A 21,933-nucleotide genomic window follows, 5' to 3' on the forward strand; every position below is an offset into this window, starting at 1 on the left:
TCCTCGTTAGGCTTGCACCGACGCGCCGTTCCAGTCGAAGGCATCGTCCAGTCCGAAGAACGATGCGGCGACCGGCATGGCATGGTTCATCATGTTCCTGCCGTGATGAACCTTGAGTCCGCGTGCGCTCGCTGCATTCAGGAGCGCGGTCATGTGCGGGTCCATGATGACGTCAGCGACAACCGCATGCGGCGGCAAGCGGTCGACGGCAAACGGCAGCGCGTCGTCCGCATCGAGGCCGAGCGGCGACGCATTGATCGCCACATCGACCTCGCGCATGTCGGACCCGTCCGCCATCGTGCCCACTTCGATGAGCGCCTTGCTGTCCTGCCGGATCGCGTCCGCTAACGCCTGAGCGCGCGTTTCGTCGAGATCGAACACGGTGAGACGGGCGATATCCTGCGTCGCCAGCGACCAGCCGATACTGCGTCCCACACCGCCGCAACCATGCATCGTCACGTGCGCATCTTTCAGTCGTACGCCATCGGCACGCAGTCCGTCGACGAACCCCGTGCCGTCGACGTTGTCGCCTTCCCAGCTTCCATCGGCGCGACGTCGCAGCAGGTTGATCGAGCCGATGCGTTGCGCGCGTGCGGTTAGCACGTCGGCGTGCTTCATCGCCGTGAACTTGTGCGGCATGGTGAAGATCATGCCGTCCACATTCGCGACGTCTTTGACACCGGCAATCGCAACGTCGACATGATCGGAGTGGACATCGGCGGGCAGCATCAGCGCATTGACGCCATAACGCTTCATCAGCGTGCTCCAGACGACCGGCGCGCGCACATGCGCAATCGGCGAGCCGAAGATGAAATACAGGCGCGTGAGTGCATCGGCGGGTGCATCGAGCCGCAAGCGCTCCGCGTTGGCATCGCTGGATACGGACATAAGCATGTTCTCCGGGTGAGGGGTGTAAGTCATGCGCGGCCGCGCTGTTCGCCATGCGCGTCTCCGTTGACTCGTCTCCGTGTTTCCATCTGGATTATTGTTCCATGTTAGAAACTTTCATTCCTATACGTCAACGCTTTTCAGCACGCGATTTCCATATGGAAACGAATTAGGGATTGTCCCGAGAAAGCATGATTTAGTCTTGACGTCCCGGCTCATGCTCAATCACTATGGGAACTACTTTCCGTATGAGAACACAAGGATAAATCGATGAACGAAGACATGCAGGAACGGATCGCGATCCGCGAAGCCATCGAAAACTGGGCAATGTGGCGCGATGCGGGCGACTGGGAACGCTTCGCCACGCTGTGGCATCCGGATGGCGTGATGATGGCGACCTGGTTTCAGGGCACGGGACCGGAATTCATCCGCGTCACGCGGGAAGGCTGGGCGCGCGGCGTCAGCATCCTGCATTTTCTGGGTGGCACGGCGATCGATCTCGCGGGGTCGCGCGCCACCGCGCAGACGAAGATGACCATCTCGCAGCGCGGCGACGTGCACGGTCATCGTTGCGATGTCGTCTGTACTGGCCGGTTCTACGACTTCTACGAAAAACTCGATGGACGGTGGCTGTTGCGCCTGCGTCAGCCGATCTATGAGAAGGATCGGCTCGATCCCGTGGATACCGGCGTGAAGCTCGATCTAGACGCGGAAATCCTCGGCCGATTCCCCGAGGGTTATCGGCACCTCGCCTATATCCAGACGAAGATCGGCTATGCGGTGAAGCGCGACATGCCGGGCCTGACCGGTCCAGCTGTCGAAGCGCTCTATACGCGTGGTCGCGCGTGGCTCGAATCCGGAACGCTGTGATGGATCGTCATGCACAGACGTTCGCCTACGAACCGTTGCCGGCGCGCGTCCTGTTCGGCGCAGGCCGGCGCGCGGATGTGGCCGACGAAGTCGCGCGGCTCGGCTGCGCACGTCCACTCATCGTGACATCGCCCGAGCAGCACACGCGGGGCGACGACATCGCTGCAGCATTCGACCCTGCATCGGCGAGCCGCTTTTCCGATGCCGCGATGCATACGCCCTGGCACGTCACCGTCCGTGCGCTGGACGCCGTTGCACGTGGCCGCACCGACTGTCTGATCGCGATAGGCGGTGGCTCGGCCATCGGTTTGGCGAAAGCCATTGCGCTGCAGACCGATTTGCCGCAGATCGTCTTGCCGACCACGTATGCAGGCTCCGAAGTGACGCCGATCATCGGCGAAACGCGGGACGGCGAGAAGCGCACGCAACGCACGCGCAAGGTGCTGCCCGAGGTCGTGATCTACGATGTCGAACTCACCTCCACACTGCCGCCGGCCATGAGTGCGGCAAGCGGCCTCAACGCCATCGCGCATGCAGTGGAGGCGCTCTACGCGGCCGATGGCAATCCGATTACCTCGCTCATGGCGGAGGAAGGCATTGCATCGCTGGCGGGCGCGCTGCCCGAGATCATGCGAGCGCCATCGTCAATCGACGCGCGTCGCATCGCGCAATATGGCGCATGGCTTTGCGGAACATGTCTCGGCGCGGTGAGCATGGGTCTGCATCACAAGATCTGTCATGCCCTCGGCGGAAGCTTCGACTTGCCGCACGCGCAAACGCACGCGATCATGATTGCGCATGTCGCCGCCTACAACGCCGATGCCGCGCCCGTCGCCATGATGCGTATCGCACGCGCGCTCAATGCGCAGGATGCATGGACCGGTCTGCACGAACTCGCGCGGGCGCTGAACGTGCCGCTCTCGCTCGAGGCAATCGGCATGCCGGAAGACGGTATCGACCTCGCCATCGAACGGATCACGCAGAATGCCTATTCGAATCCGCGAACGCCCGATGCGAGCACGCTTCGCGTCATGCTCACGCGCGCGTGGAACGGCGAGCCGCCAGCGCGCGTCGAATGAAGGCAACGAACACGTCACGTCAGGACGCACTCATGCGAAATTTCAACGAAGACAACATCACGCAAGCGGTTCTCGACCGACTGGGCGCGTGCACGAACGAACGCACGCGGGCCATCAGCGAGGCGCTGGTGCGGCATCTACACGCCTTCGTGATGGAGATCGAGCCGACCGAGGCGGAATGGGCGCAAGCCATCGCCTTTCTCACCGATACCGGGCAGATGTGCTCCGATACGCGTCAGGAGTTCATTCTGCTATCCGATACGCTCGGTGTGTCCATGCTCGTCGATGCCATCAATCATCGTTTCGCTGGCCGCGCGACGGAGACGACCGTGCTGGGACCGTTCTACGTCGAGGAGGCACGCGAAGTCCCGCTCGGCGCCGATATTTCGCATGTTGCCGACGGTCCGCCGCTGCTCGTGCGCGGCACGGTGCGGGACCCGCGCGGCGAACCCGTCGCGGGTGCACTGGTCGAAACGTGGCATGCGGACGATGAAGGTTTCTACGACGTCCAGCGCAGCACGGGCCGCGCTGCACTCGACATGCGTGCACGTGTTCGCACCAATGAGAACGGCTGCTTCTGGTTCCGTTCGATCGTACCCGCCGCGTATCCGATTCCGAACGACGGTCCCGTCGGCAAGATGCTCGACGCACAAGGCCGCCATCCGTATCGGCCGGCGCATGTGCATTTCAAGCTGAGCGCACCGGGCTTCGAGACAATCGTGACGCATGTTTTTCTCGATGGCGATCAGTATCTCGATTCGGACGTGGTATTCGGCGTGAAGGACGCGCTGATCCAGCGGCTCGGGTCGGTCGAAGACGAACCGGACACCGCCCTGCTCGTCTATGACTTCGTATTACCCGACCATCGCCCAAGCTGATTCGCCAAGGATTCCCATGCACAAGCTGTCCCTGCACCATCTCACGATGCTCGATGCACATCCGTTGGAACTCGTCGATGCCGCGCATGCGGGCGGTTTCGACTATTACGGCTTGCGCGTGGTCGCGCCGACCGCAGCGGATCGCATCGTCGATGTCGCACACGATGCCAGGCTGATTCGCGAACTCGAAGCCCGCATGCATGCGACGGGCGTGAAGCTCCTCGATATCGAAGCCATCTGGCTCCAGCCGGCTACCGACATCGGCGACCTGTTGCCTGCACTGGAGGCGGGGCATCGGCTTGGCGCATCGCATGCGCTGGCGGTCGGCTTCGACGACGATCGCGCACGTCTCATGCAGAACTTCGTCGCGCTCTGCGAAGCGGCAGCACGCTTCGACATGACCGTGGGTCTGGAACTGATCACCTACTGCGCGATCGGCACCCTGAGCGATGCACTCGCGACCGTGCGCGACAGCGGCCAGCCGAATGCGCGGCTCCTGATCGATGCATTGCAGCTCTTTCGTTCGGGCGCAAGCGTGGAGGACGTCGGCCGCATCGATCCCCGGCTCCTGGAATACATCCAGCTATGCGATGCGCCGCTCGAATCGCCGGTCTCGGTAGCCGAGCGACGCACCGAAGCACGGACCACGCGCCTGCTTCCCGGCCAGGGCGAACTGCCGTTGCATGCGCTGCTCGATCGACTCCACCCGGATCTGACGCTCGCGATCGAGGCGCCGACGCTGGCCTTGCGCGGCCTGCCGTTCGATGAACAGGCGCGAATCGTCATGCAGGCGACGCAGCGCTTTCTGATGCGTTAATAGGCCTATTCCGCGAGATATTGACGCTGGATGCGTGCGGCGGCCGCCTTGAGAATCGTGACCGAACGCTCGCCTACTTCGCTCGAAAACCGCACGGCGGGGATCGCGAGATTCAGCGAGCCGAGCGGAAAACCCGTCGAGGAAAGGATCGGCACGCCTACGCCGACGATGCCCGGCGTGTACTCTTCCATCGATTGGGCAAAGCCATGCGTGCGCACCAGCTCCAGCTCGTTCAGCAGCGCCTTTTTGGTCGAGATCGTGTTCTTCGTGAAACGCTCGAACGACAGCGAACGCAGGTATTCATCGCGCATCACATCGGGAAGAAACGCCAGAATGACCTTGCCGCCCGACACCGCATAGAGCGGCGCGAGATCGCCCAGGCGCATGTGCGACTGCAGCCGTTGCTGACTGACGACCGTAGCCACGACCTCGACCTCTTCGCCTTTCAGCTGATTGAGCGCGCACGACTCCGCGGTCTGCTGGGTGATATCGTGCAACACCGGTTCCGCGCACGCGATCAGACTGCGCAACTGATTGGATTGCTGCGCAAGCTTGAGAATGGCATCGCCCAGCCGATAACCCTTTGTCTCCGGCACGAACCGCAGATAGCCGCGATCGGTCAGATTCCGCATGAGCTTGGTGAGGCTGCTCTTGGGGATGTCGAGCGCCTCGGCAATTTCCGCATGCGCCATCTCGCGCCCCCAGCGTGCCAGCAGTTCGAACAGATCCAGCACCCGATCCGCCGACTTGACCGTGCTATTCGACTCGATTTCTTCACGCCGCATTGCTGCGCCTCCGTTCATATGGAGGAACAGTTTATCGCTCGTAGAAAGCCTGTCAAGGATGTCCTGACGTTTCGCATTCACAAGCGGAAACGCTCAGCGCGAAAGCGTCGAGTTCAGGAACGCCGCGAGGTCGCGATTGAAGCGATCCGGTTCCTCGATGAAGGGCGCATGCCCCGATTCCGCTTAGACCGCGCTTCGGACGCGAGGGTTGATCGCACGCGCACGCGCTATCGCAGCATGGGCGTCGATGAGTGCATCGCGCGCGCCATACAGCAGCAACACGGGCACCTGTGCGTTTCCGAGTCCTTCGATCACAGGCATGCTCGTCGACTGGACCGACGACTGCATCTCCCACAGTCCGGTTGCGTATGAAAGAAGGTGAGGAACGTGCGTTCGCCATCGAGATGCGTTTTCAGGTCCGAAGAGACCATGTCGCGATAGACCTCCGGATGCGCGACATGAAACACCTTCGTGATGAATGCGCAGATACAGCGCCTGATCGCAACCGGCTTCAGCCTTGCCGACATCCGCTCCTTTCCGGATTGCATGCGTCTGATCGAAGGCGCGGCTGACTGTCCCGAAACGAAGGCACTACATCGGGAGCGCCTGCAGTCCATCTTAAAGCAGATAGCCGATCCGGAAGGGCGCCGCAGCGTCTTCAGGAGACGCTCAACGAAGGTCGCGCGTCTTCCCAGGATTAGCGCGCGAGAGCGGTCCGTCGCCGCGAGCGGTCATTTGAAACGGACGACCTCTCCGGACTCGGCAGACCGTCTCACCGATGCCGTGATCTCAAGCGTTCTGGCGCCGTCGAAGCCATCGCAAAGCGGCAGTTCCTCCTTGCGTATGACCGCGCCGAAGTGGCGCATCTGCTCGACATAGGGATTGGCCGCAGCATGACGCACCTGTTCATCGGCCAGCGGATGGAACCATCCGCGTTCGCCCGCGTAGTGCCACATGCGCAAGCTCGGCAACGCCACCGAACCCTCCGTGCCGGAGATGAAGTGACTCTCGACGGGATGCCTTGCAAACGAGGGGTTCTCGCCGGAAGCCGTGTCCCAGCTCCAGGGCGAAGCAGCCGTGTCGGATAAGGTAATGGTCGCGACCGCGCCGTTCTCGAGCTGAAGGACCGTGGCGACGGTATCTTCCACGTCGAAGCCGCGAACCGCATTGGACGTCATGGCATGCAGGCTCGCAATCTCGCCGCAAACGAAGCGCAGCAAATCGATCTCGTGGATGAGATTGATCAGCACCGGCCCCGCCGCCGCCGTGCGCCGCCATGCTTCGTTGAAGTATGCGTCCGGCTTGAGGAACGTCGCGAGCACCGACACGCAGACGAGCCGACCCAGCTTGCCATCCCGAACCAGCGAACGCGCCGTGCGGATAATCGAGTTATGTCGCCGATGGTGACCCACGAGCAAGGGAACGTTCGCATCGGCTGCCGTCCTGGCCAGGCGCAGTGCTTCCTTGACCGTATCGGCAATCGGCTTTTCGACTAGCACGCCGACGCCCGCGCCAATCAGTTCCAGCGAAATCGGCAAATGCAAGGCGTTAGGCGTCGCGACGATGGCGCCATCCAGCTTCATCTCGTCGACCAGTGCACGATGATCGGCGAACCAGGGAATCGAGAACTCCTCGGCCAGCGCCCTGGACGCCACGTTCGGATCGGCAATGCCGACGATCTCGACGCCTTCTGCCTGCGCTGCACCGACCAGATGCGCGCGCCCGATTGCGCCCGCGCCGATAAGACCCACTCGTGATACTGACATCGCTGCTCTCCGATTCAATGCGTGGTTGCGCGGCGCAACACCGGGGCCGCATTGCCATGTACCCGGCCCTGCACATACGCTGCGACGATGGCGATGGCGACAGGCACCGTCAGGAACAGGAACAACTGTCCGAAGTTCCACTTGAAGCTGAGCAGTACGGCGCCGATCGATGCGCCGAAGATGGCGCCGAAGCGGCCGATGCCCGTCATCCAGCTCGTGCCCGTCGCGCGCATCTCGGTCGGGTAGTAGCTCGCCGCCATCGCGGTCCAGCCGGTGTTAGTCGAGTTCGTGCAGTAGCCGAGCAGGAACATGAGGGTAATGAGACCGGCCAGACCCAAGTTCAACTGCGAGATGGCAATCGTGAAGATGAGCGCCACGAACAGTGTCGCGATCATGACCTTGTGCGCCTTGAAGCGGTCCATCTCCCAGCCGATGACGATATTCCCGAGCGTGCCGCCCACCTGCATCATCGCGCCGACCAGCGCCGCATCGGGCAGCGAGAAGTTGTTGTCCTTGACGATGATCGGCAGCCAGCTATTGAGAAAATAGACCGTCATCAGGTTCATGAACAGCCCGACCCACAACGCCAGCGTGACCGTGGTATGCGGCTTCGACACGATGAGCCGGATGGCGCCCTTCCCCCCATGTTCGCGCTCGGCCGTCACCAGTTCGGTGGAAGCGTCCACCGTGCCCGCCTGAATCGTGTTGATGATGCTTGCGAGCGCCGTGCGTCCCTCGTGCTTCACAGCAAGAAACTTCGCGGACTCGGGCAGCACGAAGAACAGCAGCACAGCGAATAGCAACGGCGCGATGCCGCCGACCACCAGAATGGAATGCCAGCCGTGCGTCGGAATCAGATAGCTGGAGAGAAAGCCGCCGCCAGCCGCACCCAGCGTGAAGCCGCAGTAGATCACGGTCACCATGACCGAGCGATGCTTCCTGGGCGCATATTCGGATGCGAGCGTCGCGGCGTTCGGCTGCGATGCACCCAGCCCGAGTCCCGTCAGAAAGCGCATGACCGAGAGCACCTCGACGTTCGGCGACCACGCGGAGGCCAGGCTCATCACGCCGAAGAAGATGACGGCACCGATGATGACCTTGCGGCGGCCGAAGCGATCCGCCAGCGGTCCGCCGGCGAGCGCGCCGATCGCGAGGCCGAACAGTCCCATGCTCAGCACCGGACCGAGCGCGGCGCGGCCGATCTTCCACTCGGCGATCAGTGCGGGAGCGATAAAGCCCATCGCGACCACGTCGAAGCCATCGAGAACCAGGACCACGAGGCCCAGAAAAAGAATCTTCCAGTGGAAGCCGGAAAGGGGCCTCGAATCCAGGAACTCCTGGACGTTCAGTTGGTTGCCACGGGTGCTCATGTCGTCTCCTGTTTTTTATTCGGCGCAGCTCAAAGCAGTCCGCGCATGTATTCGATGCTGTCGGCGATCGCCTTTTCGTCGTCTTCGTAGGCGGGATGCAGGTAATCGATCTCAAGCGCCAGCAAGCCCGCATAGCCATGCTTGCGCAGCGCGTCGAAGGCGCGCGGCACGTCGATGAGCCCTTGTCCCAGCGGCACGCTCGGCCAGAAGGCAAACTCACGCGGATTACCGCTTTTCGCGGCGATGTCCTTGATGTGCGTTGCACGCGCGTAGGGCGCAAGCTTCTCGATGGCGAGCGACGGGTCTTCGAGCATGCGCAGGTTGTTGGCCGTATCGAGGCACACGCCGAGTGCGGGCGAATCGACGGTCTCTATCAGCTCAACCAGTTCGTCGGCGAGCAGGTCGATATGGTTTTCGATGGCGAGCACGACACCGTGGCTTCTGGCGTGACGGGCAGCATCGCTCAGTAGCGGCTCGAGGCGGGCCTTGTGCTCCGTCCAGTCGTCGATGCGCGTGCGGCGCCCGCCGCAGCAAATGCGCATCACCTTCGCGCCGACAGCCGCGGCAATTTCCGTATGCCGCTTGAGGTCTACGACTTCGTCCGGCGCCGCGCCCGAGCGCAGTCCGCCCGGATGCCCCCACGCCCACACCCGCTCGAGTTCGAGGCGGTCGAGCTGCGCGCGCAGACGCGCGATCTCGTCGGGCGTCGGATTCGGCAGAAAGCACGATTCGAGCGAAACGCCATCGACGCCCAACTCTTTTGCACGGTCGACGAAGCCCTCCATGCTGATTCGCGTCCCGGGGTCGTGCTCCAGGCCGGGATAAATCTCGCCGAAATAGCGGTGGTAACTGTATGAATCGATTGCCAGCTTCATGTTGATGTCTCATTTGGTGGTTTACCTTACCAAATGGATTATCAAACCACATTTCACGTTTACCCGATCGATGTTCAGGTGAAACAGGAATCCAGATGGGATAGAATGACCAGACTTCATTCCTGCCTGGCTCATCATGACCGCTGTCCGCGACCGAGCGCTTGCCATCGTCGAGCTGCTTTCCCACCACGTCCAAGGCCTTCCGATGTCCGAGGTCGGCGACCGCCTCGGCATTCCGCGCACGGCCGCGCATCGGCTGCTCACCGACCTGAAGGAAACGGGATATGTGAAGCAGGACGCGAATACCTCGCAGTACCGGCTCACTGTCAAACTCGCGTCGCTGGGGCTGAGCTACCTCGCGGCCACCGGCATTACCGATGCAGCGCAACCACTGCTCGACGATCTGGCCGAGTTCAGCGGAGAGCTGGTCCGGCTTGCTGTCGCCGAGGGCGACGATCTGATCTGGGTGGCGAAAGCGCAAGGCGCGCGCACGGGGCTGCGGCTCGACCCCGACGCGGGACTGGAGATTTACTTACCTGCGACGGCGAATGGCATTGCGTATCTCGCCTCCTTCGATGACGAGCGCGCGCTTGCGCTGATATCGCGTCAGGGCATGGAGCGCGCCCGCGAGATGGGGCCTGGCGCGCCGCAATCGCTACGCGCGTTGCTTGAACAGATCGAGCTGGCGCGCGAGCGGGGCTATGCCGTCGTGTTCGATGCCTACGAGGCGGGAACGAGTGCGGTCGGTGCCGTCGTGAGGCTCGACGATGACAGCGAGCCGCTCGGCACGATCAGCATTGCGGGACCGTCCATTCGCATGACGGCCGAACGCATGGATGCGCTGGCGCCGAAGGTCATCGAATGTGCGAAGGCGATGGCAATCGCCAGCCGGAGCTCTCCGCTGTTTGCGCGCGGTTGAGCGCGTTGGCATTTCCGGTCGGACAATTCTCACGGGCGCGTGAAACACGCTCGGCCAAAGCAGGAAGGCCAATTTCCGATCACGGATCACCGATCGTACCGGAGCAGTCCCTCCGGGACCGAAGAAGAACTGTCCCTTTGATAAGCGGCAAAAACGACACTTTGACTGGAATTTGGAAGGAGCAGCCGCTCTAGCGTCCGCGAAGGGGACTCGCCAAACGTCTCAAATTGGCCGCTTGGCGCCGGATGACCAAGAGCGGCGATCTCCTCGGCAGCAGCTTTCATGAAGGCATGAGTCGACCCCGCAACGGACCTTCGCCCGGCCTGATAACGGCCATTCGATGGCCATGTATGATGCCCTGCAACACCCCATCGTAGGAGTTTCGCAATGGTAGATGCAGTGAACCCGAGTGAAGTTTGGGCGCCCTTCGGCGCCTTCTCTATGGCGGTCATTCAAGGCGATGGCCGGATCGCTCACCTGAAGGGCCAAGTGTCGCTCGATCGGCACGGACAAATCGTCGGGCGAGGGGACATGCGCGCACAGGTAAGGCAGGTTCTGGAGAATATTCGCAGCGTCCTAGCGTCGATTGGTGGACAGATGGCGGATGTGATTTCGGTGGTTCACTATGCAACGGACATTGAGGCCTTTATGGTCACCGGCGACATTCGCCAAGAGTTTTTTGGCGCGCCGTATCCTGTCACGACGACCGTCCAGGTCCAACGTCTATACCGGCCTGAACTGCTAATCGAGATCGCGGCGATCGCCGAAATTCCCCGCTCGCGGTTTCGCCATCCTGGGCCGGGCAACCAGGCACTACGTGAGTGATTTCCTCGCACGGCAAGGCCTGGCCGGCTAGCGCCCCGCGACCAAGCGCGGCGATCGCCGCGGGCGCGGCCTCTCGCACAAAGGGCCTAAGGCGACTCTGAAGGGACATTGGCCTCGCTCCATAACAGCCATTCCTAGAATGCATCTACACAGCACATTGACGAGTGACGGGAAGCCCGCGCCGATTTGCGTTATCCGCAGTCATGCCATACTTCGAGCATCATTTACCTCGCGACAAAACAACCCATATGGCTGCACCGGGAAGCCTTCATCATTTGGAAATCAACGTTTCATCACTAGAAAGGTCGCTGCGATTCTGGGCGCCGTTACTCGAGCGGTTCGAATATACCGAACATCAGGTTTGGAATGGCGGCAGAAGCTACATACGCGACACCACTTACCTCGTGTTCACGCAAGTCGACAAGGTCGATGGCGCTTACAACAGAAGGAATGTGGGTTTGAACCACCTTGCATTCCATGCGGCGTCTCAAACGCAAGTCGATGAAATAACGCGATGGGTGAAGTCAAATGGATATCGCGTGCTCTATGAGGATCGTCATCCTTTCGCCGGCGGCCCCCAGCACTATGCCCTCTACTGTGAAGACCCCGACCGGATCAAGGTCGAAATTGTCGCCCCGGCCGGCTAGACTTCGAATGCTCGGGATGCCGCTCGAATGATCGATCCTAGCCGACCCCGAGGGGACGGTTAGGTTGCTCGACAACGGATGTTCAGTACCGCGGGTAAGGAGCGCCGCAGCCGGCTTACTATCTTATCGACACTCAGGCCAAGTCATTGCGGAACTGGCGGAATGAGGAATCCCTCTTTCTGCAAATCGGCGAAAATTTGCGAGACCAACATTCGAATCTTCACTTCGTTCAATGGAACCTGGTCCGGGAGACGGCCGTCATGGATACGATAATCGCTGTGCCAGTATTCTGTGCCAGTTGACGAATCGCGAAATATTGCGTGAAAAACGAAGTCGCTTCGCCGCCCCGCATGTTCAGGTTGCCGCCTTTAACGAACAGGACAAGTTCCTTCGTGCTCCTTCGTTCCACTGCGTCGTAACGACCCGGCCTATGGCGCAATCCCGGCATGGAGTTTGCGCCCGCAACGGAGATAGTTGCTTCAATATCCTTCTCGCGAGTCGTTTCATTTTTTCTTGATGATGACGCAATCGCGGCCCGCTTTCCGGCAGCGACAGCGCCCAGCAGGATGCCATTACCTCGGTTTACGGCAGGTGTTTTGAGATCTGCACCCCACGATTGGCTGGCTTTGACGATTCCAGCCATTGCGCTTCCGTTTTGTAGTCCGTTGATCGAGGTTCATGGTGCGTCAGCGGGCCGCTGCTGCAGGTAGTGAGACATCAGCGCCAAGGACATCTTGGACCACCCTTTCCCCTTCGATGTTGAGTCTCCCATCGTCCTCGAAAGCCGATCTTGACCGGTCACTGCCTTCTGTGACCGGCACGCGTTGCATGAACTTCGCAAGACAGCGATCGGCGGCACGCGACCCACATGGAATGGCCGCGTCATCCCGAAGCGGCCGTCCGCGAAGGAACGAACAATGACGCGGCGGGCAGCCGCGACGGCGGGTTCGCTCAGCTCTTGGGGAGAGAAAATATGTTGACGAGATTCCCGTCAGGGTCGCGCAGCAAGAGCGAGCGATTGCCCCACGGCATCAACGTCGTCGGCATCACGATGTTTGTCCCGGACGCATTCATCCGTTCGAACACCGCGTCAACGTCCTCCACTTCGAACTCCAGGATCGCCGATTGATTTGCAGCCGCAGTGGCAGCTCCGACGTTGAAAAGCTTGATCAGATGCTCAGACGAAATCGCAAGCGTCGCTCCTTCGAATCGCATTTCAGCAAACCCATCGGCCGGACGTACGGCCTCCATAACGGAAAGCCTTTGATAAAAATCGACGAGGCCGTCGATATCCCGGGTAACAACACGAACCGAAGCGAACTTCATTTTGAGCTCCTCGTCAAGAAAGGAAGCTCACTCTAATGGTCGATACTGTCAGATTCTGGCAGTATTGTGCGGCTGGCGACATGATTGAGCCTGCGCCACTCACGAAGCAGTGTTGACCGCCTTTTAGGGTAGCGCTCTTCCAAATGCTCGACGTTCGAGATCCGGTCCGAACGGAAATTCCGGAAATCAGCACGAAGCTCGCAGCAACACATCAGGACTCGCGCCTGGTCAAAATACACCAAGGCAAAGGGCCAAACGACACGGTGCGAGTGGATACCACTGGCGTCCAAGTATGTAATATTGAGCTTCTGTTCTTCTCGGACTGCGGCACGCAGAATGTCAGGCGAGACTTTTTGGGCGGCTCTCTTCAACGGTGCGCCGACTAGCAGCGAAGACTCCTCCAGTTCATGACGCAGTTCAGTGGGCAGTACGGCGGCTATCTTCGCAAGCGTGCTCAGCGCGGCGGACGATAGCGTCTTGTCGCAGCGATCGGCCGCCCAGCGCATGCCAAGCACCAGGGCGTCGAGTTCCTCTGAGCGAAACATCATCGGCGGCAGCAAGTAACCTGGTTTCATAACATAGCCAACGCCCGGTTCCCCCTCGATCATTGCTCCTTGCGCCTGCAAACTGGCGATGTCCCGGTATAGCGTGCGGATGCTTACGCCGAGTTCCTCGGCCAAGGCTCGGCCACGCACGGGACGTCGATAACGACGTAACACTTGCAGGAGATGAAGGAGACGTTCGGAGCGGGACATACGTGAATCCTGATATCGACACTGAGGCAAATCGACCACGCTATCGGTTACTTCAAGTCGAATGCAATAGGTCGCGTCCAGAAAGACATTGCATTGTTGACGATCGATGCGGCTCTGTCGAACGTCTCAATCTGGCTCGGGTTCTGTCTCATGCCGTCCGCATTCGCGCCTGAGCATCGGCGCCTTCGGCTTTCAGCAGCACGCGAGCCGCCCCGGACGGTCCCCACAACTGAAGCTGATCAAGATCTGCGGGCACTTTGCTGAAAGCTTCCGCCTATTCCCGGTCGCCGAATAAGGGTGAACCCTTATTCAGACAATGATCGATAAGGCGAATAATATGCTGTTCTCATACCGAATGAAGGTTCGAATAGCGAACACCCAATGTCGAAGGCCTGCCGGCGTCAACGCGTGAAAGGCTTTCGCCGTCAACCGTATCCCAACCGGATGGCGGGTGCGTGCCATGGCTCAAGACGCACCGGCCATCACCGGCTGGGCGTCACAAGAGCACTGCCCCATGAAGCGCAACACCGTTTCACCATCTACGGCTGCGGCTGGCCATCCTGCCGCCCCGCGCGGACTTGTCGAAGGTCTGGTTTATGTCTTCGAGCGCGTGATGCCAGATCCGTTCGTTCTGTCGATCTGCCTCACGCTCGTCGTTGTGGCGCTCGCGTTATTCATTGCGCCGCACGGCGAAATGCCAACGATCCTCGACGCCTGGTATGCGGGCACGTTCGGCATTCTCGGCTTCGCGCTGCAGATGATCCTGATCCTTGCCACCGGGTATGCCATCGCGGAAGCGCCGCTCGTACAGCGCGGCCTGCGCACGCTTGCCGTCCATGCGCGCACGCCTGCACGTGCGGCGTGTCTCGTGTTTCCGGTCGTCGCCTGCGCTGCATGGCTGAACTGGGGACTGGGGCTGATCGTCGGCGCGTTTCTCTCGCGCGAGATCGCGCGCCGTGTGGATGTGGACTTCGCATGGCTTGTCGCCGGCGGCTATTCGGCATGGTCCGTTTGTAACAGCGGGCTGTCAAGCTCCATCGCACTGTCGCAGGCTTCGCACGGCAACGCGCTCAATCTCGTTGAGAAGGCGACCGGTCACGTCGTCCCCCTCAGTCAGACCATCTTCGCGCCCTTCGTTCTCGTGCCGACGGTACTGGTTGTAATCGTGATGACCGTCGTCTTCATCAGGATGCATCCGAAGCCTGAGAATGTCGTGGCGTTCCGCGATACCTCCGAAGAAGCGGCCGACGCATCCGGCGATGACCCGCACGCGCGCCCGAGCGGGGCGGCGTCGTTTGCATCGCATCTCGAGCAGTCCATATTCGGCACGCTGTTCCTGCTCGCACTGGGCGTCGGCTATCTCGTGGTGACGTGGCGCAAGGAAGGCATCGACCTCGACATCAACACTACGATTCTCATCTTCCTGATGATTGGCCTCGCGCTTCAGCGCACGCCGATCGCGTACGCGAATGCAATTCGCCGCGCCGCGCGCCAAACCGGTTCGATGCTGCTTCAGTACCCGGTCTATGGCGGCATCATGGGCGTCATGAAAGGCACCGGTCTTGCGTCGATGATCGCCAAGGCGTTCGTGACGATCGCCTCGCCAGCGATGCTTCCGCTCTGGAGTTTTCTCAGCTCGCTCATCATCACGTTGCTGGTGCCGAGCGCGGGAGGCCACTGGGCCGTGCAGGGTCCGTTCGTACTGCCCGCGGCACTCGATCTGCATGCATCCGTACCGCGCACCGCGATGGGCGTCGCCATGGCGGAAAATGTGTCGAACATGCTGCAGCCGTTCTGGGCCGTGCCGATTGTTGCTATCGCGGGAATTCGCATTCAACGCGTGATGGGGTATACGGCGGTTACATTCGCCGTATCGCTTGTGATCTATGCGGTTGCGCTCTGGCTGGTTCCTTGAAGTCTGGCGGCGCAGTGTTCCGCTCCAGTTCTGCGCCCTTCGGGTGTCGGCCGCCCAGGAAAGACCGCTGCCCGGGCAGGAAATTTTTCCGTTCCTCGTGCAAGGGACATCAAAGCTTCGACGTCGTCGTGCCGGCGTCGGTGAGAGTCGACGTTCGATGTTCTGCTTTGGTCAGGTTGGCCATAGTTGGGTCGGGAGTCGCCTGATGGTGAGCGGGTGCACTTCGGCCATTGCGGACGTTCGTCGTTCGGGCGCCGTGCGGCGGCTGAAGGTTACTTTGCTGCCGCTGGCAATCAAGGGCCAACGAAAGTCGGCTGCGACAGTATCCGAGTGAGTCGTACCGTCCGATGCTGTTGAAAAAGTCGCTGCGCGGCGTTTCCCATGTGCCACCGAAAAAATCGACCTCCCGGATCGGCCTACCAACCGCTCGAGAACATCGGTCAAGGGTAAGAAGACCCTTGCAACCTCGCGAGAAAGACGGTCAGCGACTTTTCCAGCAACACCGACCGGAAGCTGACCGTCGAAATACCTGGAGCCTAACTTACGGACCGACAGTTCGCTTCCGGTTGCAGACACAGCCAGTGCTCGATTTCCTCCGACGCTGCGATCAGATCGTCGCAGGCTAGATGCTGCGGCATGCGCAGGAACGAAGGGCCACGGACGACCATGGTGACGGGCATGTGCAGGATGGCTTGCGACGTCGCGCAGACTGCTGCGAGACGCGCGCGCAAGCTTGACGCATTGCGCACCCTGGCGGGCCCGCGCGTGCACGCCCCAGCGCCGACGTTCGCTCGGTCATTGCGAGTCCGTTCGGCGCTGGGCCATCTCACTGCGCCCGAACTTCGATGGAGACCCGCCGGTCCGGTTGCAGGCAAGCGATGAGCGACTTGCTGCCGCCGTCCGGACATTGCGTTGTCGAATCGCGGGAGCCCACGCCGGTTGCATGAATCGAATCACCGTTCAGTCCATGATCGATCATGTACTCCCTCACCGTCTGGGCACGCGCGAGAGATAGCGGCTGGTTGACTGCGTCCGGCCCAAGCCGGTCGGTATGGCCGACGACCGAAATGGACTGAACACCACTGCGCTGCTTGATACGCGTGATGACCTGATCGAGACTGGCCACTCCGCCCGGCAGCATTGAAGCGCGGCTTGATTTGCCGAAGGCAAACAGCGCATCGCTTTGCAGCACGAACTGATCAACCGTTTGCGCCGCAGCTGCGACCGGCTGCGAGGCCGCTGCAGCCGGCGTAACCGTCGCGTCGCCACAGGCAAAGGTAAGCCGCCGCGTGACGTCGGTCTGGTCATTGTCCGGCAGCAGGCGCCCGACTTTCTGCACCGGGCGAACCGGTTCGCCATGACAGATCCGCTCGGCGACCTTCATGCAGGTAGCCGGTCCCTCGAATATGCCGTGACATTCGACCTGATGAAGCGTGGAACCGTCGGCGGCCGTAACCGTATAAGCATTAAACGTCGGCCCCGAGGCACTCGAACATCCGGCAAGCAACACCAGGCTCAGCGATAAACTCCAATCAGAAAGCTGCTTCATTACGTTCTCCATACTGTTTTTTCGTACGCCCGGTTCGGCGCACGATCAGGTTGTCCGCACTTGAGCGAAGGCGTCCGCGCCCTACCATTGCATGGCCGCGCCCATCCCGAAGGTTGTGCCGCCGGGACTCATGCCGACGCCTGCTTTCATCTTGATGTTCTCGGTGAGACGAGCGGTTCCGCCCAACGCCACAGCCTGATAGCCACGGAAGCCCGCCGTGCCGATGCCAAATGACAAGGTCTTGTCCTTGTCGACCTCCGGAATCATCGTCAATGCGGTTGCCGCGGCGATGCCAGAATAGGCATTCCGCGCGACCGAGTTGATGCCCGATTGCAGTTGGTCCACGCGCTGGTCGGTATAGGCATTGGCTTGCGCCAGTCCGGCATTGAGCTGGTCGACGTTGACTGCGTCCGTCCCTTGCGTTCCCGCCGCCACATTCGCCACCTGCCGGGTGTCGTTGAGCGAGCCGACGGACACCACGTTGCTGCGGCCTCCGTCCGAGCTGCCGGCCCCCAGCGCCACCGAGTTATTGCCGCTCGCGGCCGCGCCGACCCCGACAGCGGTCGCGCCCGTCGCGCTGGCTTGCGAACTGTTGCCGACCGCCGTGCTATTGGATGCCGATGCCGACGCGCCCTGCCCGCCCGCCGACGAATTGGAGCCGGTGGAGGCCGGTGGCGTCGGCGTGCCCGGCGAGGACGAGAAGCTGCCGCCGTTGTTGGTGGTCCGCTGGTTGATCAGCGTGGTCAATTGGGTCGACACCGCGTCCAGTTGCGAGACGTTCACGGCGTCGGTACCGGCCTTGCCGGCCGCGACACCGGTGATCTGCCGATTGCCGATGTTGAGCTCACCCGCGGACGACTGCGGACTGCTCAATCCATACGCGATGTAGTTGCTCAACGCGCCAACCGTCGTCACCGATCCGGCACCCAGCGCAACGCTGTTTGCCATCGTCGCGCTCGCGCCGGAGCCCATTGCGATTGCATCGATGGCGCTGGTTTGCGCCCCCGAGCCGATCGCAACGCCGCCTGCGTTGGCCGCCTTTGCGTTCGCCCCTTGTGCGATCGACTGGGCGCCGCTTGCGATCGAGCCGCTGCCGAGCGCGATCGCGTCGGCCTGCGCCGCATTCGAGCTCTCGCCGATCGCAACGCCGCCCGGCGCCGTGGCATCGACGACGGCGCCGTTGCCGATGCCCACGCCGTTGTCACCGTTGACTACGGTCGTCGGTCCAACGGCAATCGATTGCGCGCCGACCGCCAGCGAATCCGCGGCCGTCGAGTTCGCATGAAAGTACATCTGCCCCGACACGGCGAACGACGACAGCGCGCCCGCAAGCTGTCTGATCGTGACGGCGTCCTGCGCCTGCGTGCCGTCCGCGACGTTAGTCAGCTGGCGATAGGTGTTGCCGGCCGCGCTGCCGAAAGACACGGCGCCGAGCAAGGTTTGATCCGATGTGTTGAAGGGGATCGCATGGCTGCCGTTCGCAATCGAACCGATGCCGGACAGCACCGCGCGATCGGACACGGATGCCGAGCCGATGGCGACTCCGCCGGCCACCGAAGCGCTCGACAGCGCGCCTAATGCAAGCGCGTTGTTCGCCTGCGCGGCAGCGCCATTGCCGCCGGCAAAGCTGCTCACGCCGGCGGCCGTTGCCCCCACGCCCGCCGCCAGTGCATTGACGCCGGTGGCGCCGTCGTTGTTGTAGTTGCCGCCTTGCGTGCCGCCGTCGTTGACGCTGTAGTAGTGCGTCTTGCTGGCCGTCACTACCCCGGCGAGGTTGTCGACCGCCTGATCCGTCGCGTAAAGCTGCGAACCGTTCACCGCGTCGGTACTCGCCGCGTTCACCTGGCCGGCCGCTACGTTGGTCACCGTGCGCTCGTGACCCGCGCTACCCACGCTGACCGTGCTGGTCGGGGCAGTACCGGCGTACGTGTAGGCCGTGCCGTTGATCGTGCCGCCGGACGTTGCCACCGCCGCTGCCGTGGTCGAGCCGCTGCCCAGCGCCACCGCGTTGGCGTCATTGGCCACCGCGCCCTGGCCCAGCGCCGTGCTGTTGGCGCCGCCGGCGGTGGCGGCTACGCCGGCCGCAAGCGCATTGATACCGGTGGCGCCGTCGTCGGCGTAGTTGGCACCCTGTGTACCGTTGTCGTTGACGCTGTAGTAATGCGTCTTGTTGGCGGTTACCGTCGCGGACAGACTGCTGACCGCCTGATCGGTTGCGTACAGTTGCGAACCGTTTACCGCGTCGGTACTCGCCGCGTTCACCTGTCCGGCCGCTACGTTGGTCACCGTGCGCTCGTGACCCGCGCTGCCCACGCTGACCGTACTGGTCGGAGCCGTACCCGCGTAGGTGTACGCCGTGCCGTTGATGGTGACGCCCGGCGTGGCCACCGCCACAGCTGTTGTTGAACCGCTGCCCAGGGCCACGCTATTGGCGAATGTCGAGCTGGCACCGGCACCAAGCGCTACGGCGTCCGTGGCGCTGCTTTGCGCGCCGGAGCCGACCGCCACGCCTCCCTGGTTCGCGGCATTCGCGTTGGCGCCCTGCGCAATCGATTGCGCGCCGCTCGCGATCGCGCCGCTGCCAAGCGCCATTGCGTCGGCCGCGGCCGAATGCGATTGCTGGCCGATCGCAACACCGCCTGGCGCGGTTGCATCGACCACCGCTCCGTTGCCGACACCTACGCCGTTGTCGCCATTGACGACGGTCGTCGGTCCAACCGCGATCGACTCCGCGCCCACGGCGAGCGAATCGGCCGCTGTCGAATTGGCGTGAAAATAGTTCGTGCCGGTCACCGAAAACGACGACAATGCGCCCGCCAGTTGCCTGACGGTGACCGCGTCTTGCGCCTGCGTGCCGTCGGCCACGTTGGTCAACTGCCGGTAGGCGGTGCTGCTGCCGACGGACACTGCGCCGAGCAAAGTCTCATCGGAGGTATTGAACGGAATCGCGTGGGAACCGTTGGCGATCGATCCCGCTCCGGGCAGAACCGTGCGATCTGAAACCGATCCTGAGCCGATCGCCACGCCGCCGACAACCGAAGCCGTCGCTTGCAGTCCGAATGCGGTTGCATTGTTCGCCAGCGCCTGCGCACCATTGCCCAGCGCCGTGCTGCTCACGCCGGAAGCCAGAGCGCCGACACCCGCAGCCAGCGCGTTGACGCCGGTGGCGCCGTCGTCGGCATAGTTGGCACCTTGCGTGCCGCCGTCGTTGACGCTGTAGTAGTGCGTCTTGTCGGCGGTTACCGTCGTGGCAAGTGCGTCGACCGCCTGATCGGTTGCGTACAACTGCGAGCCGTTCACCGCGTCGGTACTCGAAGCGTTCAACTGGCCTGCGGCAACATTCGTCACGGTGCGTTCGGCGCCCGCCTTGCCGACGCTGACCGTGCTCGCCGGCGTCGTGCCGGCAAACGTGTACGCGATCCCATTGATCGTCGCGCCTGGCGTCCCCACCGCGACGGCAGTCGTGCTTCCCGCCCCCAGAGCCACCGCACCGGCGTTGGAAACCGTGGCACCGGAGCCGATCGCCACGCCTTGCGTCGCCGCGGCCGACACCGTTGCGGCGTCGCCGAACGCGACCGAACCGGCATTGTTCGCTTGCGATGCATTGCCCAGCGCGACGGCGCCCTGGCCGCTCGCGGTATTGGCATTGCCGAGCGCCACAGCGCCCTGGCCGTTGGACGTATTGTTCGCGCCCATGGTTATCGCACCGGTCCCGATCGCCGAGTTCGGATCGCCGATAGCAACCGCGCCATTACCGCTCGCGGTATTGCCTACGCCGATCGACACCGCCTTGCCGCCGGTGGCGGTTGCCGTCTGACCGATCGCAATGGCGCCGGCCGTGTTCGCGGTTGCCCCGGTGCCCTGAGCGATCGAATCGCCACCCGTGGCTTGAGCCCCGTTGCCCAACGCTATGTCGTTAGCTGTGGTCGGTGTGCCGTTTACGCCGGCCACAGCATTCATGCCTTGGGCGATCGAATCGTTACCGTACGCATTGGCGACCGGTCCCACCGCGATCGCATCAGTGCCAGTGGGAACACTGTCAGCCAATACCGAATTGGTGTGGAAATATTTGATCCCGCCGCCATTGTTGATGTTGGCAATCGCTGTGGTATTGGTCGACACCTGCTGGTTGGTGGCGAACAGCTGGGACCCATTCACCGCGTCCGTGCTTGTCGCGTTCAATGCGGCCGGCGCCATGTTGGTGATGGTCACCGGAGATCCGGCTCCCCGCCCCGCCGGTCGCACCGAGCGTGATCTTCGTTCCGCCCGCCGCGTCGTACTTCACCGCGATATTGGCGGTGTTGTCGATATTCGTATTCAGCGCGGTCAACGCGCCGGCAACCGTCGTCTGCGGGTTGGGTCCGCTTACGGCTCCGGTAGCGCTGACGGTGTTGACCGGCTGGCTAAAGCCGGTGATATCGCCGGTCGCCGCACTATAGCTGGCGCCGCCGCCCAACGTGCCAGCCGTCGACGCGCCGAGACTATTGACGCCGGTGACAACCGCGTTCAGTTGCGAGCCGTTGATCGCGTCGGTGCTGGTAGCCGAAATCACACCCGCTGCCACGTTCTGCAGTTGCCGCTCTTTGCCAGCGGAGCCGACCGACACCACGCCATTGGCCGCGTTCGCGATGCCGGCCGCGGTGCCGCCGTAAAGCGCAGTAGTGCCCGT

At 62.3% G+C, this 21,933-nt stretch carries 18 protein-coding genes and 1 pseudogene; 8 read left to right on the forward strand and 11 right to left on the reverse strand.

The window, feature by feature from the left end; genetic code table 11:
- Positions 1–6 precede the first annotated feature (6 nt).
- The gene (locus HV770_RS34905) at positions 7–888 is read right to left on the reverse strand and encodes a shikimate dehydrogenase family protein (RefSeq protein WP_175166009.1); all 882 of its coding nucleotides are present in this window, start codon (positions 886–888) and stop codon (positions 7–9) included.
- 270 nt (positions 889–1,158) lie between these two features.
- Between HV770_RS34905 and HV770_RS34910 the strand changes: the two genes are divergently transcribed.
- The 4 genes from HV770_RS34910 to HV770_RS34925 are packed head-to-tail and all read left to right on the forward strand — an operon-like array spanning position 1,159 to position 4,532.
- Positions 1,159–1,758: a nuclear transport factor 2 family protein gene (locus tag HV770_RS34910; protein ID WP_175166010.1), complete on the forward strand. Its 600-nt coding sequence runs from the start codon at positions 1,159–1,161 to the stop codon at positions 1,756–1,758.
- On the forward strand, positions 1,758–2,837 hold the full coding sequence (locus HV770_RS34915; protein ID WP_175166011.1) for a maleylacetate reductase: 1,080 nt from the start codon (positions 1,758–1,760) through the stop codon (positions 2,835–2,837). The genes HV770_RS34910 and HV770_RS34915 overlap by 1 nt, the downstream gene beginning before the upstream one ends.
- A 32-nt stretch (positions 2,838–2,869) precedes the next feature.
- Complete coding sequence (locus tag HV770_RS34920; RefSeq protein WP_175166012.1) at positions 2,870–3,715, forward strand: intradiol ring-cleavage dioxygenase; 846 nt, start codon at positions 2,870–2,872, stop codon at positions 3,713–3,715.
- A gap of 16 nt (positions 3,716–3,731) precedes the next feature.
- Positions 3,732–4,532 (forward strand): sugar phosphate isomerase/epimerase family protein, encoded by an 801-nt coding sequence (locus tag HV770_RS34925; RefSeq protein ID WP_175166013.1) that lies wholly within the window; start codon positions 3,732–3,734, stop codon positions 4,530–4,532.
- Positions 4,533–4,537: 5 nt separating this feature from the next.
- Here the strand turns inward: HV770_RS34925 and HV770_RS34930 are convergent, their stop codons facing one another.
- The 5 genes and pseudogenes from HV770_RS34930 to HV770_RS34945 all read right to left on the reverse strand — a co-directional run bounded on the left by HV770_RS34930 (position 4,538) and on the right by HV770_RS34945 (position 9,328).
- Complete coding sequence (locus HV770_RS34930; RefSeq protein ID WP_175166014.1) at positions 4,538–5,317, reverse strand: IclR family transcriptional regulator; 780 nt, start codon at positions 5,315–5,317, stop codon at positions 4,538–4,540.
- A gap of 93 nt (positions 5,318–5,410) precedes the next feature.
- Positions 5,411–5,775 (reverse strand): annotated as a pseudogene (locus HV770_RS39955) (alpha/beta fold hydrolase); the annotation flags it as partial.
- 273 nt (positions 5,776–6,048) lie between these two features.
- Positions 6,049–7,083 (reverse strand): Gfo/Idh/MocA family protein, encoded by a 1,035-nt coding sequence (locus tag HV770_RS34935; RefSeq protein ID WP_175166015.1) that lies wholly within the window; start codon positions 7,081–7,083, stop codon positions 6,049–6,051.
- A 14-nt stretch (positions 7,084–7,097) separates the two neighbouring features.
- Complete coding sequence (locus HV770_RS34940) at positions 7,098–8,453, reverse strand: MFS transporter (RefSeq protein ID WP_175166016.1); 1,356 nt, start codon at positions 8,451–8,453, stop codon at positions 7,098–7,100.
- A 29-nt stretch (positions 8,454–8,482) separates the two neighbouring features.
- Positions 8,483–9,328: a sugar phosphate isomerase/epimerase family protein gene (locus tag HV770_RS34945; RefSeq protein ID WP_175166017.1), complete on the reverse strand. Its 846-nt coding sequence runs from the start codon at positions 9,326–9,328 to the stop codon at positions 8,483–8,485.
- A gap of 136 nt (positions 9,329–9,464) precedes the next feature.
- Here HV770_RS34945 and HV770_RS34950 point away from each other — a divergent pair, with 136 nt between their 5' ends.
- The 3 genes from HV770_RS34950 (at position 9,465) to HV770_RS34960 (ending at position 11,719) form a co-directional block, all read left to right on the forward strand.
- On the forward strand, positions 9,465–10,247 hold the full coding sequence (locus HV770_RS34950) for an IclR family transcriptional regulator (protein WP_175166018.1): 783 nt from the start codon (positions 9,465–9,467) through the stop codon (positions 10,245–10,247).
- Positions 10,248–10,634: 387 nt separating this feature from the next.
- On the forward strand, positions 10,635–11,072 hold the full coding sequence (locus tag HV770_RS34955) for a RidA family protein (protein ID WP_175166019.1): 438 nt from the start codon (positions 10,635–10,637) through the stop codon (positions 11,070–11,072).
- A gap of 203 nt (positions 11,073–11,275) precedes the next feature.
- Positions 11,276–11,719, forward strand: coding sequence for a VOC family protein (locus tag HV770_RS34960; protein WP_217468686.1), 444 nt, complete (start codon positions 11,276–11,278; stop codon positions 11,717–11,719).
- A 229-nt stretch (positions 11,720–11,948) separates the two neighbouring features.
- Here the strand turns inward: HV770_RS34960 and HV770_RS34965 are convergent, their stop codons facing one another.
- The 3 genes from HV770_RS34965 to HV770_RS34975 form a co-directional block, all read right to left on the reverse strand.
- Entirely contained in the window at positions 11,949–12,362 is a 414-nt protein-coding gene (locus tag HV770_RS34965; protein WP_175166020.1) for a hypothetical protein, read from the reverse strand.
- Between the two features lie 308 nt (positions 12,363–12,670).
- A complete protein-coding gene (locus HV770_RS34970) occupies positions 12,671–13,045 on the reverse strand; it encodes a VOC family protein (protein WP_175166021.1) in 375 nt (124 codons plus the stop codon).
- Between the two features lie 32 nt (positions 13,046–13,077).
- Positions 13,078–13,800, reverse strand: a complete 723-nt coding sequence (locus tag HV770_RS34975) for a helix-turn-helix transcriptional regulator (RefSeq protein ID WP_175166022.1) — start codon at positions 13,798–13,800, stop codon at positions 13,078–13,080.
- Between the two features lie 514 nt (positions 13,801–14,314).
- Here HV770_RS34975 and HV770_RS34980 point away from each other — a divergent pair.
- Positions 14,315–15,715 (forward strand): TIGR00366 family protein, encoded by a 1,401-nt coding sequence (locus HV770_RS34980; RefSeq protein ID WP_175166023.1) that lies wholly within the window; start codon positions 14,315–14,317, stop codon positions 15,713–15,715.
- Between the two features lie 826 nt (positions 15,716–16,541).
- Here HV770_RS34980 and HV770_RS34985 read toward each other — a convergent pair.
- A complete protein-coding gene (locus HV770_RS34985) occupies positions 16,542–17,276 on the reverse strand; it encodes an OmpA family protein (protein WP_246291504.1) in 735 nt (244 codons plus the stop codon).
- Positions 17,277–17,345: 69 nt separating this feature from the next.
- Positions 17,346–21,476: a YadA-like family protein gene (locus HV770_RS39960; protein ID WP_425497546.1), complete on the reverse strand. Its 4,131-nt coding sequence runs from the start codon at positions 21,474–21,476 to the stop codon at positions 17,346–17,348.
- Positions 21,477–21,933: the final 457 nt, after the last annotated feature.

Source organism: Paraburkholderia fynbosensis (assembly GCF_902859935.1).
GTDB classification, from domain to species: Bacteria; Pseudomonadota; Gammaproteobacteria; order Burkholderiales; family Burkholderiaceae; genus Paraburkholderia; species Paraburkholderia fynbosensis.